Genomic DNA, 15,757 nt, shown 5'->3' with positions numbered 1-15,757 from the left:
AAATATTCCTCCTAAGATTAATTTTTGTTAAGTGGCCCTTCCCATTTGGTCATTCCAGGAACTACATTTTTCACATTCTTAAAACCTTTTTCCGTTAACTGTTGTGCTGCTAAGTCACTTCGATTTCCTGTGCGACAGATAATATGAAGTTCATCATCTTGGTTTAATTCCTCAAAACGTTGTTCGAGCTCCCCTAATGGGATGTTGACTGCTCCGGGAATATGACCAAATGCAAATTCAGCAGGTTCACGAACATCCAAAATTGTGATTTTTTCATTTCCTTCAACTCTTTTACGCAAATCATCTAAATTCACAACTTCTTCATGTTTTGTTTCTTCTTTTGCTTCTTCCTCACTCGCTTTACGTAAATAATGTTTCAACACATTACCATCTTCAATGGTACCTAGATACTGATGGCCAGTGCTGTCAGCCCAAGCTTTCAAATCAGCTGTAGAACCTTTATCAGTTGCTTGAACCTCCATGACTTGCCCTGGTTCTAAATTTGTAATAGCTTTTTTTGTCTTCACAATTGGCATTGGACATGCCAAACCTTTTGCATCTAATACTTCGTTTGCTGAAATATCCATAATATATTTCCTCCTTTTATTTCTCTATTTCGTCTTTCCACTCAAGCATTCCGCCAACCATATTCGTTACATCATATCCATGCGCTTCAAGAAACTGGCTAGCATTACCACTTCGGTTGCCAGATCGACAGACCATAATGTGATTACGATTTCTATCGATTTCATTTAGACGATCTGGCAATTCACCAAGGGGAATATGCTTTGCACCTGGAATTTTCCCATGTGCTACCTCTTCATGTTCACGAACATCAATAATGCTAATGTTATTGTCTGTTTTTAATTTGTTCGCCAACTCCTCTGGGAATATTTCTTTCATATTGCCCACCTCCCAATATTTCTTTTTATACTCCCCTAAGTATTTTATGGATATCCTATAATCATACTATAGGGGGTATATTTATATTGAAAAATTTTTAGATGAATAAGTTGATATTTCCATCTTCCGCATCCCCGATATAAGCAGCAACACCTGCATAATCTAATCCATCAATAAGCTCTTCTTTTTGAAGTCCTAAAAGATCCATTGTCATTGTACAGGCTATTAATTTCACACCTTGCTCCTGTGCCATTTCAATAAGCTGTGGTAAAGGCATAGCATTGTGTTTTTTCATAACATCCTTTATCATTTTTGGCCCCATACCAGCAAAGTTCATTTTTGAAAGCCCCATTTTATCTGCCCCACGAGGCATCATTTTTCCAAACATTTTTTCCATGAAGTTCTTCTTCACTGGAACTTGTTCTTCTTTACGAAGCGCATTTAGTCCCCAAAATGTATGGAAAATCGTCACTTCATGATCGTATGCTGCGGCTCCATTTGCAATAATATAAGCAGCCATGGCCTTGTCATAATCTCCGCTAAATAATACAATTGTTGTTTTCTTTTTCTCAGTCATGATGATTGCCTCCTCTTTGATTTAAGCTTTTTGTACCCAAAATTTAAATAAACCGTCTTCTTCACTATCTTTTAATAATTCATGACCACCTGATTTTACCCAAGCTGTTAAATCGCTTTTAGCACCTTTATCTGTTGCATGAATTTCAAGAATCTCTCCTGACTGAATTTCTTCAATGGCTTTTTTTGTTTTTACAATTGGCATTGGACATGCTAAACCTTTTGCGTCTAAAGTTTTTGTAATGTTCACTTTAAGCTCCTCCTTCTATTCTTTTATACTTATACGGGTAGGGGTATATAAAATCCTTAAAAAAAATGGGGTTAAATAAGTTTAACCCAACGATATTTACCTTAAATCATACACTTAACTTTGTCAAACAGAACACTTTATCTACTTTTGACAAGTAGATTCACAGCCTCATGGATAAGATCTTCCGATGATTCACCTGTCTCCATTTCTTTACGAATACACTGTTCTAGGTTTTCGCTGACAATCACGGCAATTGTTCGATCTAGTGCATTTCGAACAGCAGACATTTGATTCACTACGTCACGACATTCTTTATCTTCTTCCATCATTTTTAATAATCCCCGCACTTGACCTTCGATGCGTTTTACTCTGTTTTTAACTTTTGCATCATACTTCATATGGACACCTCCTCTACCCTTTAATTTTATTATTCAATTCATAACCAAAGTGACATTCAAAAAAGTTTCTTTCTGGCTGAATACATTTTAGCTTGATTAGGGAATGTTATAAATGAATATTATGAATTTTTTCCAATAAAGTAGTTTAATAATCAGTTTAGTTAAGATTTTACTCGTGTTTTTAAATTTTAAGCAAAAATATTCGCGCTTAACTAACTTACTACCACATTTTATACCCCCATAGGTATATTGTCAACCCTATTGTATACTTTCCATTAAATAACCCTACCATAGGAGGATTGTATAAATTGAAATATAAGATATTCGCCGTATTGTTTACAACACTTTTATTAACTAGTTGCATGCAACAACTTGGACCGAATTCTACGGAAGATTTAGGTCAGGGGATGATGAGTGAGGCTTTGACACCAGAATTCTTCTCGGAAATGATGAGGACAACTGAAATGCAGAATGCAATGATTCAGATTATGGCATCTCCAGAAATGCGTGAGCAAATGATTAACATTATGTCCGAAGAAGAAATGAAACAAACAATGGTTGAAATCATGAGTACTCCCGAAATGCGAGAGGTTATGATTAATGTTATGACATCACCTGACATGCGCAATCAAATGATTGATATTATGAAAACACCAGAGATGACCAATATTATCAAAGAAGCTTTGAATGTACAATAAACCCTATATATACCATGGAGGATACTATGCAAACCTTTCAAGAAATAAAATCAATAAGAGATACAGACTCCTTTATTAATTCCTCACCATTAACTTTTATTTATCTATCCAAGGAAAAATGTAGCGTTTGTCATGCTTTACTACCACAAATAAGGGCAATTATGGATAACTATCCTAAAATTAAATTAGGTCATATATCTGTCAGTCAATTAGAGGAAATCAGCGGTTACTTTTCAATTTTTACTGTACCAGTATTAATACTGTTTATCGAAGGTAAAGAATATTTAAGAGAAGCTCGATTTGTCCATGTAGACGAATTTGATAAAAGATTAAAGAAAATATATGAATCTTACTACTCCCATTAAATCTTTTTTTAGTTTAATTTTTCACATATGTTTTGGTACTCATTTCCATGTTCAGTATGATGAACTATAGTTTATAATATGCTAATATTAATTCATACTAGTTTTATAGGAATTGTTAACTTTATAGGAGTGACAGATGTGAAATTTTTGAAATGGATAATTGATGAAAAATGTCCTCATTGTAAAAATATATTAGATAGTTCAAAAACTTTCAGTTTTATAGGGAAGATGAATAAATATTGCTCTATCTGCTCATATAGAAAAGAGTTCCATCCAGGCCTTGAAACAGTAGTAGAGACAACAAAAAAATGACTAAAAGTAACTCCTAAAAGCGGAATAATCGCTTTTAGGGGTTTTTACGTAAATGTAGATGATTCACCTTTAACTCTTGATCCTTTTTTAGTTCTCCAGGTATAACCGCAAAAAACATGATCAACAAAAATAGCAATAGATGGAACCTTTATAAAATTATTAGAATTAGGATCCTGGTAAATATGTACGTTTTTTGCGTAAATCACCTCATCATTTTGTCTAACGTTAGTTCCACTTACTTTGAGTAAATCTTCGACCATTGAAGGAAGTAAATCAGTAGGTTCAATTTCTCCTTTTTTAGTTAATAACGAATTAATCTCTTCTGATACATCATCGGTACGTTTTAGGCTCTTCACCTTAACTTTAACCGGACTACATACAATATAACCATAGTTTGTTATTAAAGTTATTCTTTCCGTATCAGATCCTTTATCCTTTCCAATTACGGACATCAGTGAATTAGTAGAATTAATAACAATTGATTTTAACGACATTCCACATACCCCCTGTTGTATTTTTGCCTGTTTATTATTTTATACGGGTTGTTCTGTTTTTTTCACTAATAAACCGAATATTCTCCAAATTTAATCTAAAAGTCCTAATTGTTCCCATTTTGATTATGTCTATTAGGTGCTAAGTTTTAAGATTGTAGGAGCCCAATTCCTGTTTTTCGTTTTAATAAATTCGATAAAAAATGCGTTAACCTTTTTGGATGAACGCAGACTTTAAGCACACAAACCGTTATTTTTTTAAAAACCACCATTAGCAGCTATATTATTTAGTGCAGTAGTAATATCTCTTGAGCATTGGAAAGTGAAAAATACTGTTTTTGTTGATTGACCGTAACGAAACAATTAGGTGGTGAAGGAAAGTTTGGAGATAGTCTTATTAGGTTTGAGTCTACACGTAACATAGGGACTACTCCTCAATCATGTCATTTAATATAGACATTCGCTTGTTCTAAATGTAATCATAATAAAAAGGTACCTATGCTCTTTTAAAAGCATGGTACCTTCGTTTTGAAGTATATTTTTGCCACTAGTTTTTTGAAGCATATCGTTGCCACAGCGGCAAGATTATGGTTCAAGTTACAAAAAATAAAAAATCCACCATCTTATGTATGGTGGAGACGGTGGGAGTCGAACCCACGTCCAGAGATATCGGCACTTAAGCTTCTACGAGCGTAGTCGATATATTATCTTTCGCCACTATTTCAGCCTATCGACAGGCTTCCATAGGACTAGTCTGATTGTTCTCTTCTGCCAGCCTCAGACTGCGACTGAACAGCGTAGCCCGCTTCGTTTGAGACCCTTCAATCTACCACACGGGCGATGGTAGGAAGGATCCTTTAGTGCTGCTTAGGCAGCTGCTAAAGAGTAATTGTTTTCTTTGCCAGTTATTATAACTGATGACGTTTTACGAGTCGTCGCCTCGGCTCGCAACCTAAGCTCGACCTATCCCTGTCGAATCCGTAACGTCCCCGGATTAAAATAGGTTTTGCTCAACTGCGTTTTTACATTATAACATATTCGCAACATTTTTCAAGATTAATCACGATCTTTCATTGCTCGCTCAATATCCCGTTTTGCTTGTTTCCGTTTTAAGTCTTCCCGCTTATCGTATTTCTTCTTACCTTTTGCTAAGCCTATAAGTAATTTCGCTACGCCATTCTTAATGTACATCTTAACTGGTACTAAGGAATATCCTTGTTGTTGAGTTTCACCAATTAATTTATTAATTTCCTTACGGTGTAATAGTAACTTTCGCGTCCTAACCGGATCGTGGTTAAAACGATTTCCTTGTTCATACGGAGATATGTGCATATTATAAACATAAACTTCCCCTCTATGAATACGGGCATATGCATCTTTTAAGTTCACTCTCCCAGCGCGAATCGATTTGATTTCGGTACCTTGTAGTACAATACCAGCCTCATAAGTTTCCTCAATGAAAAAATCATGATATGCTTTACGATTTTGCGCTATGGCTTTACCTTGACCTTTTGCCATGTTTCTTCCTCCTCTTCAGTACAACATATTGTATCAAAAAACTAGTTCCTTTCAAGTCTTATCACTCCTAAACATGGTTATTCTAATAAATAAAGACATTTTCCTTCGTTACATGATTGTTATGTGATTGTAAAGAACACCGCTGCCGCCCATTACCACGCCAATTTGCCAATCGACACCCTTTCACTTTACTTGCATAACAGGTAAAAACATGATTGAATGGACAAATATAGATGAAGGAGTGATGAATTTGTTGAAAAAACAAACACTATTTGGTGTCATTATAATGTTGATGATCTTGGCAGCTTGCTCTCAAGAAAACAATAATGAAGAGGGTAAAGCAATTGAAGATGATACAACAGTTGCAACCGTTAATGGAATGGAAATTAAAGGTGAAGACTATAACATGTTGTATGAGCAGACGGAACAATATTTTGCTCAACAAGGACAAGACCCCGAAGATGAAGAAATAGCCAACCAAATTAAAGAAAGTGCATTAGACCAATTAATCGGACAAAAGGTTGTTTTATTTTACGCTGACCAAAATGGATACGAAGCAAGCGAAGAGGAAATTGAAGAACAGTTTGATTTCGTAAAATCTCAATATGAAAGTGACGAGGATTTTGCTGATATCCTTCAACAGCATAACTTAACAGAAGAAAAGTTACGTTCCGAAATCGCTAATCAAATTAAAACAAACCAGTTTCTAGAGGACAAGATTGGCGAAGTTGAAGTAACCGATGAAGAAATCCAAGAATATTACGATATGTATAAAGAACAAATGGGTGATGAAATTCCTGAACTTGAAGAAGTAGAAGAAATGCTTAAAGATGAAATCCAACGTCAAAAGCAACAAGAACAAATGGCACAAGTCATTGAAAACCTAAAAGAAGATAGCGATATTGAAATTCTAATATAAAAATACAGACGGGGATTCCCCTTCTGTATTTTTTATTTTTAAGCAATTATTGTTGTTTTTCTACATAAACATAGAAAATGTGTCAACATCAATGTGAGGTGATAATGTGACAGGTCACACGGCTTCGCAAAGAATCTATTACTTCGACAATGCAAAATTTTTATTAATTCTCTTAGTTGTTATCGGGCACATGGTAAGTCCATATCGGCACGAGTCAACCTTTCTACAAGCGTTTTATAAATTTATTTACACATTTCATATGCCCGCCTTTATCCTTATTGCCGGATATTTTGCCAAAAATGTATTCAAAAAAGGATATGTCAAGAAAGTATGTTATAAAGTGTTATTTCCTTATTTTATTTTTCAGTTATTATATACAGCTTATTTTACGTTTCAAACTCACACTTTGGAATTCACACTGTTTGATCCCCATTGGACGTTATGGTTTTTATTAAGTTTTGTCGGCTGGCATTTCCTGTTACTTCTGTTCGCAAAGGTGAAATATTCACTTCTCATAAGTATTGGGATTGGTGTTTTTATTGGCTTTATTCCTACAATCGGAACCTTTTTAAGTTTATCTCGGACGTTTGTTTTCTTCCCCTTGTTTTTACTTGGGTATTATTTAGAAAAGGAACATTTTTCATTGTTACGGCAACGCGGCTTACGAATACTAAGTATATATGTACTAGGCACGCTATTAATTTGCTATATGCTGTTTTTACACGATGTGCCCCGGGATTGGTTACTTGCCTCATCATCCTATACAACCATTGGTGTAAATCCTGAAATCGGTGCGATTGTTCGCCTAATGATATACGGACTCGTATTTTTAACGACATTCGCCTTTTTATCCGTCGTACCATGGCGAAGAACGTTCTACTCAAAACTAGGGGAGCGCACCTTGTATATTTATTTATTACATGGCATTGTAGTGAAACTATTAGATACTACACCTGTTATCGAGGTAATGATTAACGCCAATGTTTATGTATTTCTGTTTTTATTTGGTACTATGATTACTTTTATCTTAGGTTCAAATCCGGTAACAAAAGTTACCCGTCCAATCATTGAGCCCAGAAGAGAACTTCAAACTAAATGTAGATGATCTGTATAGACAACAAATCATGTCCTGTGAGAATATGGAACTGGAAACTTTTACACTGGGGGACAGAAGATGCCACAAGATACACTACAAATTCGGCAGTTACAACAGTCCGACTTACCATCTTTGGAGCAAATGGATACTGGTATTGAAGATGACTATGTCATCCGGATTTTTTCAGACTTAGTCAAGAGTGAACGTCATGAAATGTACGGCTTATTTCGAGATGAAAACTTAGTTACGATTGCAGGATACTCCCTTTTCGCAAACCATTTTGCTATGTTAGGGCGCTTAAGAAGTGACCGTCGTTTTACGGCGAAAGGATACGCGACTGAATTAATGAAAACAGTTATTGAAGAGCTGAAAAGAAAATCTTTTGTAAAATGGATTGGCGCCAACACACAACGAAATAATATTTCAGCACGTAAAGTATTACAAAAATTAGGTATGCAAAGTCACACAACCGTTTATTCATCTAAGCTTATACACCCGAAAAACATCTATGGTAAACCCGGTCCGTTATGGCAGACTGCGGAAACCATTACTGAAAAACGTGCATGGTTAGCATCGGTGAAAGAAAGTGCATTAGGCATGTTTCCTTACGAATGTTATTATCCGTTCCCATACGATTATCTCCTCTTTTCCGATGAATACTTAGAGGGATGCACATTTTATTATAATGAAGAAAAATCAAGGTTTTTTATTTTGAAAGAGGACCGCAAAGATCAATGGTATCTTCAATTCATTTATTTTTGGAATGATCATTTCGAACAACCTGGACTGATAGATACTGTAATTCGAGCTTTAAATACCTATTCTTCGGACTACAATTTATGGGTTGACTTTTCCGAGCATGCATATGAGCATCTACCATATAAAGATGCATTTGATATCCAGGACCCGTGGATGATGCACGGTTTTTGGGTAAGGTGATCGTACAAATGCTAAACAAAAATAACAGATCGGTTAACCGATCTGTTATTTTTTCTTCTTTTTACGAACACCTTCATAAAAAGGTTTCTTAGCCTTTTTCCCTTTTTTCCCTTTTTCTTTCCCTTTAGGTCCATCCGGTTTTTTCTTTTCTTTTTTTTCCTTAGCTTTAATCACTGTCGGTCTGGCTTTTTTCGGCCTCTCTTTGCGTGGTTTCATACCGACAATTTCAAAGTCAACTACCCGTTCATCTAAATTCACATTAACACATCGTACCGTTATTTCATCCCCTACCCGGAAGATATTTCCGGTTCTTTCGCCAATCATTGCGTAATGTCTTTCATCAAAATGATAGTAGTCATCAGTTAAATAACTTACATGAACAAGACCTTCAACTGTGTTGGCCAGTTCCACAAACAAACCAAAGTTTGTAACAGAGCTAATGACACCGTCGAACTCTTCACCAATTTTGCCTTGCATGAATTCCGCCTTTTTCAGATCATCTGTTTCACGTTCGGCATCAACTGCACGTCTTTCCATAGCGGACGTGTGACGAGCAATCTCCGGAAGCCTCTCCTTCCAATGCTCTTGTGTTTTCTTATCCAAGTTCCCTTCAATAAGATACGTTCGAATGAGTCGGTGTACGATTAAATCAGGGTAACGACGGATTGGTGAAGTAAAATGAGTGTAGAAATCAGTAGATAAACCAAAGTGCCCTACACTTTTCGGGTCGTATTTCGCCTGCTGCATTGAACGCAACATTAGTTTGGAAATCACCATATCCTCATCTGTACCTTTTACTTCCTCCAGTACGTTTTGCAACGCCTTCGGATGAATGTCATTTGAGGTTCCCCGCACGACATAGCCTAAGTTGGCAATAAACTCAAAGAAGGTTTGCAGTTTCGCTGGATCCGGATCTTCGTGGATACGGTGAATAAACGGAACATTCATCCAATGGAAATGTTCAGCAATCGTTTCATTAGCGGCTAACATAAATTCTTCGATGAGTTTTTCAGCCACTGAACGTTCCCGTAATACGACATCCACTGCTTTTCCTTCATCATCAATTTCCACTTTCGCTTCTTTAAAGTCGAAGTCTATTGCCCCACGTTCCATTCGTTTGCTTCGTAAAATGGCTGCTAAGTTTTCCATGTCTTCTAACATTGGCACAATGGCATCATATTTTATTCGTAATTCTTCATCTTTATCTAGTAAGATTTTGTTTACATCTGTATAAGTCATCCGCTCAGTTGTGTTGATCACACTTTGGAAAATCTCATGTTTTACAACTTCACCTTGCTTGTTAATTTCCATTTCACAGCCAAGGGTTAAACGATCTACCTGTGGGTTTAAGGAACAAATGCCATTTGAAAGGCGGTGCGGAATCATCGGAATAACACGGTCTGTTAAATAAACGCTTGTCCCACGTTCTAATGCCTCTTTATCGATTGGACTATTCTCTTTTACATAGTACGATACGTCCGCAATATAGACACCCAGTTTGTAATTTCCATTTTCAAGACGTTTTACATGGACAGCATCATCGAGGTCCTTTGCATCTGCCCCATCGATTGTTATGATAACTTCATCACGTAAATCGCGACGATGTTCAATTTCATTTGGATCAATTTCGTCCGGAACCTCTGTCGCTTGCTCTAAAACTTCTGGAGGAAAATCAGACTTAATGCCATGTTTATAAATAATGGATAAAATATCGATTCCCGGATCATTTTTATGGCCTAATATTTCAATTACTTCCCCTTCAGCACTCATGCGTTCTTCAGGGAACTTTGTTATTTTCACTAACACTTTATGACCATCTACCGCCCCGTTAGCAGCTTCCTTCGGGATGAATATATCGTTTGGAATTCGTTTATCATCAGCAACGACAAATCCAAATTGACCGTTATCATCATATGTTCCAACAATGGTATCAAGATTCCGTTCTAATATGCGAATCACTGTACCTTCAGAACGTTGCCCTTCTCCTCCACCAGAATCAATTCGGACTAACACTTTATCCCCATTCATGGCAGAATGCAAATGAGCCTGAGGGATAAAGACATCGTCCCGACCCTCATCATCTGGAATTAAAAAAGCAAATCCTTTTGCATGCATTTGCACCTTACCCCGAATTAAGTTCATTTTTTCAGGGATGCCGTACCGGTTTTTTCGTGTACGGACTAATTCTCCTTCTTGTTCCAGCTCATTTAATGTTTTCATCAATTCGGTAAAATCATTCGAACCTTGCAACTTAAAAATTTCCTCAATTTCATCCACTGATAGTGGTTTCGCGTTTTCATGGAAATGTTCCATTATCCGCTCTTTTAATGTGTTCAAAAACATCACCTTCCGTTCTTTTCCATATTAGTAGTATCCCACATTAACGGTCAGACCAATCAAGTGTTTCTAAAAAATGAAAGATATCTTCATGTAACTGATCCTTCTCTTTGTCCAGGGTAATAACATGTCCTGACTCTTCATACCACTTAATTTGTTTTTCATCCGTTTCTACTTCGTCATATATATAATTTGCACTTTCTGTATTAATCATTTCATCCTTACGGGCTTGAATGACAAAAGTAGGTGTGTAAATTTCGTCAATGTGATCATGTACTTCTTTTAAGAACTGCTCCAATGCCTCAAATGTATTCATGGCGTTGTCCATTAACTCTTTAATTTCAGCCTCAATTTGTTCATGCGGCTTTTGTTCCAGTTGCTTATATTCCTTTGCAAATTGTTGAAATCCACTCTTCAATTGCGTTTCATTGTCAAAAAACATTGGTGAACACATTGGAATTACGCCAGTAATCGGTTCTGAATAAGCTAACTTTAACCCGAGCACTCCACCTAATGATAAGCCTGCAACAGCGATCTCATCATATCCCTTCATTTTTAAATGATGTAAAGCATGTTGTACGTCTTCCCACCAATCTTCTGGTGTATATTTGACGAGCTCTTCTGGTGGAGCACCGTGTCCTCTATAGATTGGTGCGTGAGATGTGTATCCTTTTTTTTGTAAATAGCGCCCTAACATACGAACATCTGCGGAATGACCGGTGAATCCGTGTAATAATAGGACAGCTCTTTGTCCTGCTTCAAATGTAAAAGGTTCAGGTGTCTTTATCTTCATTTTGCTCATCTCCTTTATTATATTTTCCCAAAAGATTATGTAACATCATTAACGGAAATAATTGGTAATACTTACATACACAAAAAAACAGCAAGCCTTTTACTTGCTGTTCTCCTACTATACGATATATCCAAGCAAGAACGTGAGTACAAAAAACAGTACACCCGTTACAATCGTCGCTTTGTGTAAAACGGCATCTAATCCCCGTGCTTTTTGCTTACCGAATAATTGTTCAGCACCTCCGGAAATTGCTCCCGACAGTCCGGCACTTTTCCCAGTTTGTAAAAGGACAAGTACTATCAATAGTATTACATCAATGATTAACAACGTTACTAACAAGCCATACATGTTGTTACACCTCCATTATCTAGCGCACAAATCCATAAAACAAATGTAGCATAAAACAAGCCTACGGGCAAGACTAATCATGTTAATGGATTTCATCAATAATATAAATATTTCCTTGAAAGAAAATGACGATTTTTGATTATTAATGAAAGATTTTGATTGATTTATGAAAGGGCTTACGTTATGATAGTTTTTGAAAGGAGGTTGTCAATTGCTTACTCCTGAACGTCATCAAATTATTTTAAATCTATTAAAAGAGAAACAGAACGTAACCATCCATGAATTAGTTGAAGTGACTTCGTCCTCAGACTCTACTATTCGCAGGGATTTAAGCCAGTTAGAGAACGAAAATTATTTAAAACGTGTTCATGGTGGCGCCGTATATATGAAGCAAAAGGGTGAAGAATTAAGCATTTCCGAAAAATCAACAAAGTACTCAACTGAAAAACAGGCGATTGGCAGGTATGCTGCTCAGTTGGTTGAGGATGGAGATTGCATTTTCCTCGATGCGGGCACAACAACAATGCAAATGATTCCATTTTTAAGAGAGAAAGACATCGTAGTCGTTACAAACGGCTTGAGCCATGTGGAGTGGCTCTCTGATTACAACATAAAGACGTATTTAACTGGCGGATTCATAAAAGGGAAAACGAGAGCACTAATTGGACAAAAAACAATGGAAAGCATCGGTTCTTATCGCTTTGATAAATGTTTTTTAGGCGCAAACGGTTTTCATCCAGAGCATGGATATACGACCCCCGATCCAGAAGAAGCCGAGATAAAAAAACTAGCACTTTCCTTAAGTCAAGAGCAGTTTATGCTCGCGGATAACTCAAAGTTACATGAAGTTACCTTTGCTCGAATTTCATCATTAGACAAGGCAACTTTAGTGACAAACACAATACCGCAAAAATATGAAGAAATACTCAAAGAAAAAACTAACGTAAAGGTTGTGTCATCATGATATACACCTGTACTTTAAACCCTTCTGTTGATTACTTTGTTATGGCAGAAAACTTTCATGAAGGGCAATTAAATCGGGCAACAAAAAGCCAATATTATCCTGGTGGAAAAGGCATTAATGTTTCAAGGATCTTGTCCCGCTTACACGTTGAGAATATAGCGCTCGGCTTTGTCGGTGGATTTACAGGGCAATTTATTACCGAATTTCTGGGACGTGAGAATGTAAAGCATAACTTTACCGAGATCGATGATGTCACAAGGATTAACGTGAAAATCAAATCACAAATAGAAACGGAATTAAATGGATCTGGTCCTACCATTTCGTCAAAAAAGCAGCATGAACTGTTAACCAATATTCAACAACTGAACGAAGATGATTTACTCATATTAGCTGGCAGTTTACCCAATTCGTTACCCGACAATTTTTATGAACAAATTACGAATATATGTCAAAATCGCAACGTCCCTTTTGTTGTTGATACTTCCGGCAAGTCTCTTGAACAATTAGTTAAGAAGAAACCCTTTTTAATCAAACCAAATCACCATGAACTTGGAGAGTTATTTAATACAAGTATTCAAACTGTTCAAGATGCAGTGAAGTATGCTGAACAGCTCGTCGAAGATGGGGTTGAAAATGTCATCGTATCACTAGGAGAAAAAGGAGCAATATTTGTTAACAACTTTGTACAGTACAAGGCTGATGTGCCACAAGGTGAGGTCAAAAATACTGTCGGAGCAGGTGATTCATTGTTGTCGGGATTTATCTCTTCTTATATTACAAATAAAAACGAAAAAGAAGCCTTTCAATATGGAGTAGCAACTGGATCAGCAACTGCTTTTAATCTTGATTTATGTACAAAAGAAGATGTGGAAAATTTACTCAATCACATAAATATTACAACTATTAGGGGGTAAATAAATTGAAAATAACTGAGCTATTAACAGAAGATACAGTTGTCCTGAACTTATCAGCTACTTCAAAGGAAGACGTGATTGATGAGTTAATAGAAACATTAGATGCAGGAAAATATCTTTCAGATAAATCCCGTTTCAAAGAGGCTATACTCGCCAGAGAAAGTCAAAGCACAACTGGTGTTGGTGAAGGGATTGCGATTCCCCATGCAAAAACAGATGCCGTCCGTAACCCTGCCATTGTCTTCGGACGCTCCACTGATGGGGTTGATTATGACTCACTAGACGGGCAACCAGCACACCTATTTTTTATGATTGCTGCTACTGAAGGTGCTTCCAATGAGCACTTAGAAGCATTATCCAAATTATCATCCTATTTAATGGATGAATCATTTCGGGCTAAACTTGAAAGCGCTACAACGGTAGAGGACGTAATAAAAGCTGTAAACGAAAAAGAAGCTGATCAAGGAAATGAAGAACCCGTTGAACAGTCATCAGATATTCACCTGTTAGCCGTTACCGCTTGCCCAACAGGTATTGCCCATACGTATATGGCAGCGGATAAATTAAAGGATACTGCAAAGAAACTCGGTGTTAATATGAAAGTAGAAACAAGAGGTTCTGGTGGAGCGAAGAATGTTCTAACAAGCGAAGAGATTGAAAACGCTGATGTCATTATAGTTGCAGCCGATACGAAAGTGGAAACGAACCGATTTAAAGGAAAACGAGTTATTGAAACAAGTGTAGGAAATGCTATTCATAAGACTGACCATTTAATTGAGAGAGCGATGAAAAAAGATGCTCCCATTTATAAAGGGGATGGATCAGGAAATGGATCCAATGAGAGAACAGAAAGACGAGGATTCTATAAGCACTTAATGAACGGGGTTTCTCATATGCTACCATTTGTTGTAGCAGGAGGAATTTTAATTGCAATCTCTTTCATTTTTGGCATTAATGCGTTTGACCCTGAACACCCATCTTATCACCCATTTGCTGAAGCTCTAATGACTATAGGTGGCGGCAATGCATTCGGGTTAATGGTCCCAATCCTTGCTGGTTTTATCGCAATGAGCATAGCCGATAAACCTGGTTTTACTGCTGGAATGGTTGCAGGTATGTTGGCAAATAGTTCTGATGCAGGCTTTTTAGGCGGAATTATTGCAGGTTTTCTAGGCGGTTATATAGTTGTAGGACTTCATTACTTGTTAAAAGGATTACCAAAGTGGTTAGAAGGAATTAAAGCCATTTTATTTATTCCTGTTCTTGGAGTAGGACTATCTGGTCTTATTATGTTATATGTAATTAATGAACCGGTGAGCGCTATTAATACTGGACTGTCCCATTGGTTATCAAGTTTAAATGACGCAAATGCTGTCATTCTAGGTTTACTTTTAGGAGCAATGATGGCCTTTGATATGGGGGGACCCGTGAACAAAGCGGCCTATGTATTTGGTACCGGGTTATTGGCCAGCGGAGTCACTGCACCGATGGCGGCTGTAATGGCCGCTGGTATGACACCTCCATTAGGTATTGCATTAGCTGTCGTTCTTTATAAAAAGAAATTTACGAGTGAAGAAAGAAAGGCAGCGCCATCTACAGCAGCAATGGGGATTTCCTTTATTACCGAAGGTGCGATTCCATTTGCAGCGGCCGATCCGTTACGTGTCATCCCTTCAATCATGGTAGGTTCAGCGGTAACAGGTGCTCTGTCAATGGCTTTTAATACAACATTACAAGCACCACACGGAGGATTTTTCGTCTTATTTATACCAAACGCTATTTCTAACGTACTTCTATACGGTTTAGCTATAATAGTGGGAACTGTTGTGACGGCATTCCTACTTGGAACATTCAAAAAACCAATTCAAAACTCCTAGGTTTATGTTTCATAAAAAATATGGCATAATAGGACTATAATCTAATTTTTGAATCACAG

General features: G+C 36.9%; 19 protein-coding genes and 1 other RNA gene. 8 read left to right on the top strand and 12 right to left on the bottom strand.

Features of this window, described 5'->3' with window-relative positions; translation table 11 throughout:
- Positions 1-17: 17 nt before the first annotated feature.
- The 5 genes from NLW78_RS12605 to NLW78_RS12585 all read right to left on the bottom strand — a co-directional run bounded on the left by NLW78_RS12605 (position 18) and on the right by NLW78_RS12585 (position 2,127).
- Positions 18-587, bottom strand: coding sequence for a sulfurtransferase TusA family protein (locus tag NLW78_RS12605; RefSeq protein ID WP_254497502.1), 570 nt, complete (start codon positions 585-587; stop codon positions 18-20).
- 16 nt (positions 588-603) lie between these two features.
- A complete protein-coding gene (locus tag NLW78_RS12600; protein WP_254497501.1) occupies positions 604-903 on the bottom strand; it encodes a rhodanese-like domain-containing protein in 300 nt (99 codons plus the stop codon).
- A gap of 97 nt (positions 904-1,000) precedes the next feature.
- Positions 1,001-1,480 carry a DsrE/DsrF/DrsH-like family protein gene (locus NLW78_RS12595; protein ID WP_254497500.1) on the bottom strand — a complete coding sequence of 160 codons (480 nt, stop codon included), beginning with the start codon at positions 1,478-1,480 and terminating at the stop codon, positions 1,001-1,003.
- Between the two features lie 21 nt (positions 1,481-1,501).
- Positions 1,502-1,729, bottom strand: coding sequence for a sulfurtransferase TusA family protein (locus NLW78_RS12590; protein ID WP_254497499.1), 228 nt, complete (start codon positions 1,727-1,729; stop codon positions 1,502-1,504).
- Positions 1,730-1,866: 137 nt separating this feature from the next.
- The gene (locus NLW78_RS12585) at positions 1,867-2,127 is read right to left on the bottom strand and encodes a metal-sensitive transcriptional regulator (RefSeq protein WP_254497498.1); all 261 of its coding nucleotides are present in this window, start codon (positions 2,125-2,127) and stop codon (positions 1,867-1,869) included.
- A gap of 308 nt (positions 2,128-2,435) precedes the next feature.
- On the opposite strand from NLW78_RS12585, the gene NLW78_RS12580 reads away from it, so the two are divergent.
- Both NLW78_RS12580 and NLW78_RS12575 read left to right on the top strand, forming a co-directional pair.
- Positions 2,436-2,825: a hypothetical protein gene (locus NLW78_RS12580; RefSeq protein WP_254497497.1), complete on the top strand. Its 390-nt coding sequence runs from the start codon at positions 2,436-2,438 to the stop codon at positions 2,823-2,825.
- A gap of 26 nt (positions 2,826-2,851) precedes the next feature.
- A complete protein-coding gene (locus NLW78_RS12575; protein WP_254497496.1) occupies positions 2,852-3,190 on the top strand; it encodes a thioredoxin family protein in 339 nt (112 codons plus the stop codon).
- Between the two features lie 356 nt (positions 3,191-3,546).
- On the opposite strand, the gene NLW78_RS12570 is transcribed toward NLW78_RS12575, so the two are convergent.
- From NLW78_RS12570 to smpB, 4 genes are all read right to left on the bottom strand, one after another.
- Positions 3,547-3,996, bottom strand: coding sequence for a hypothetical protein (locus tag NLW78_RS12570; protein WP_254497495.1), 450 nt, complete (start codon positions 3,994-3,996; stop codon positions 3,547-3,549).
- 284 nt (positions 3,997-4,280) lie between these two features.
- Positions 4,281-4,415, bottom strand: a complete 135-nt coding sequence (locus NLW78_RS15620) for a hypothetical protein (RefSeq protein ID WP_302328548.1) — start codon at positions 4,413-4,415, stop codon at positions 4,281-4,283.
- 208 nt (positions 4,416-4,623) lie between these two features.
- Positions 4,624-4,984: a transfer-messenger RNA gene (gene ssrA / locus NLW78_RS12565) on the bottom strand.
- 65 nt (positions 4,985-5,049) lie between these two features.
- On the bottom strand, positions 5,050-5,511 hold the full coding sequence (gene smpB, locus NLW78_RS12560) for an SsrA-binding protein SmpB (RefSeq protein ID WP_254497494.1): 462 nt from the start codon (positions 5,509-5,511) through the stop codon (positions 5,050-5,052).
- Between the two features lie 250 nt (positions 5,512-5,761).
- Here smpB and NLW78_RS12555 point away from each other — a divergent pair, with 250 nt between their 5' ends.
- The 3 genes from NLW78_RS12555 (at position 5,762) to NLW78_RS12545 (ending at position 8,465) form a co-directional block, all read left to right on the top strand.
- Positions 5,762-6,430, top strand: coding sequence for a SurA N-terminal domain-containing protein (locus NLW78_RS12555; RefSeq protein ID WP_254497493.1), 669 nt, complete (start codon positions 5,762-5,764; stop codon positions 6,428-6,430).
- Between the two features lie 106 nt (positions 6,431-6,536).
- The gene (locus NLW78_RS12550; protein WP_254497492.1) at positions 6,537-7,535 is read left to right on the top strand and encodes an acyltransferase family protein; all 999 of its coding nucleotides are present in this window, start codon (positions 6,537-6,539) and stop codon (positions 7,533-7,535) included.
- A gap of 69 nt (positions 7,536-7,604) precedes the next feature.
- Positions 7,605-8,465 (top strand): GNAT family N-acetyltransferase, encoded by an 861-nt coding sequence (locus NLW78_RS12545; RefSeq protein ID WP_254497491.1) that lies wholly within the window; start codon positions 7,605-7,607, stop codon positions 8,463-8,465.
- Positions 8,466-8,510: 45 nt separating this feature from the next.
- Here the strand turns inward: NLW78_RS12545 and rnr are convergent, their stop codons facing one another.
- The 3 genes from rnr to secG form a co-directional block, all read right to left on the bottom strand.
- Positions 8,511-10,778 (bottom strand): ribonuclease R, encoded by a 2,268-nt coding sequence (gene rnr, locus NLW78_RS12540; protein WP_437181977.1) that lies wholly within the window; start codon positions 10,776-10,778, stop codon positions 8,511-8,513.
- A 67-nt stretch (positions 10,779-10,845) separates the two neighbouring features.
- Positions 10,846-11,595 carry an alpha/beta hydrolase gene (locus NLW78_RS12535; RefSeq protein WP_254497489.1) on the bottom strand — a complete coding sequence of 250 codons (750 nt, stop codon included), beginning with the start codon at positions 11,593-11,595 and terminating at the stop codon, positions 10,846-10,848.
- A gap of 117 nt (positions 11,596-11,712) precedes the next feature.
- Positions 11,713-11,943, bottom strand: coding sequence for a preprotein translocase subunit SecG (gene secG, locus NLW78_RS12530; RefSeq protein ID WP_254497488.1), 231 nt, complete (start codon positions 11,941-11,943; stop codon positions 11,713-11,715).
- A 211-nt stretch (positions 11,944-12,154) separates the two neighbouring features.
- Between secG and NLW78_RS12525 the strand changes: the two genes are divergently transcribed.
- Genes NLW78_RS12525 through NLW78_RS12515 form a run of 3 tightly spaced genes read left to right on the top strand, consistent with a single transcriptional unit; the run spans position 12,155 to position 15,698 of the window.
- On the top strand, positions 12,155-12,907 hold the full coding sequence (locus NLW78_RS12525; RefSeq protein ID WP_254497487.1) for a DeoR/GlpR family DNA-binding transcription regulator: 753 nt from the start codon (positions 12,155-12,157) through the stop codon (positions 12,905-12,907).
- Complete coding sequence (pfkB, locus tag NLW78_RS12520) at positions 12,904-13,821, top strand: 1-phosphofructokinase (RefSeq protein WP_254497486.1); 918 nt, start codon at positions 12,904-12,906, stop codon at positions 13,819-13,821. Before NLW78_RS12525 ends, pfkB begins: the two co-directional genes overlap by 4 nt.
- Positions 13,822-13,826: 5 nt before the next feature.
- Positions 13,827-15,698, top strand: a complete 1,872-nt coding sequence (locus NLW78_RS12515; protein ID WP_254497485.1) for a PTS fructose transporter subunit IIABC — start codon at positions 13,827-13,829, stop codon at positions 15,696-15,698.
- Positions 15,699-15,757 lie beyond the last annotated feature (59 nt).

This window comes from Salirhabdus salicampi (assembly GCF_024259515.1).
Lineage (GTDB): Bacteria > Bacillota > Bacilli > Bacillales > Alkalibacillaceae > Salirhabdus_A > Salirhabdus_A salicampi.
Note: the sequence above shows the minus strand (reverse complement) of the source record. Positions and strands in the feature narration are given on the sequence as shown.

Coding starts and splice junctions, on each gene's coding strand:
- NLW78_RS12595 (WP_254497500.1), bottom strand. CDS start 1,480: ATGACTGAGAAAAAGAAAACAACAATTGTATTATTTAGCGGAGATTAT.
- NLW78_RS12585 (WP_254497498.1), bottom strand. CDS start 2,127: ATGAAGTATGATGCAAAAGTTAAAAACAGAGTAAAACGCATCGAAGGT.
- secG (WP_254497488.1), bottom strand. CDS start 11,943: ATGTATGGCTTGTTAGTAACGTTGTTAATCATTGATGTAATACTATTG.
- NLW78_RS12545 (WP_254497491.1), top strand. CDS start 7,605: ATGCCACAAGATACACTACAAATTCGGCAGTTACAACAGTCCGACTTA.
- NLW78_RS12535 (WP_254497489.1), bottom strand. CDS start 11,595: ATGAAGATAAAGACACCTGAACCTTTTACATTTGAAGCAGGACAAAGA.
- pfkB (WP_254497486.1), top strand. CDS start 12,904: ATGATATACACCTGTACTTTAAACCCTTCTGTTGATTACTTTGTTATG.
- NLW78_RS12570 (WP_254497495.1), bottom strand. CDS start 3,996: ATGTCGTTAAAATCAATTGTTATTAATTCTACTAATTCACTGATGTCC.
- rnr (WP_437181977.1), bottom strand. CDS start 10,778: ATGGAACATTTCCATGAAAACGCGAAACCACTATCAGTGGATGAAATT.
- NLW78_RS15620 (WP_302328548.1), bottom strand. CDS start 4,415: ATGTTACGTGTAGACTCAAACCTAATAAGACTATCTCCAAACTTTCCT.
- NLW78_RS12575 (WP_254497496.1), top strand. CDS start 2,852: ATGCAAACCTTTCAAGAAATAAAATCAATAAGAGATACAGACTCCTTT.
- NLW78_RS12600 (WP_254497501.1), bottom strand. CDS start 903: ATGAAAGAAATATTCCCAGAGGAGTTGGCGAACAAATTAAAAACAGAC.
- smpB (WP_254497494.1), bottom strand. CDS start 5,511: ATGGCAAAAGGTCAAGGTAAAGCCATAGCGCAAAATCGTAAAGCATAT.
- NLW78_RS12605 (WP_254497502.1), bottom strand. CDS start 587: ATGGATATTTCAGCAAACGAAGTATTAGATGCAAAAGGTTTGGCATGT.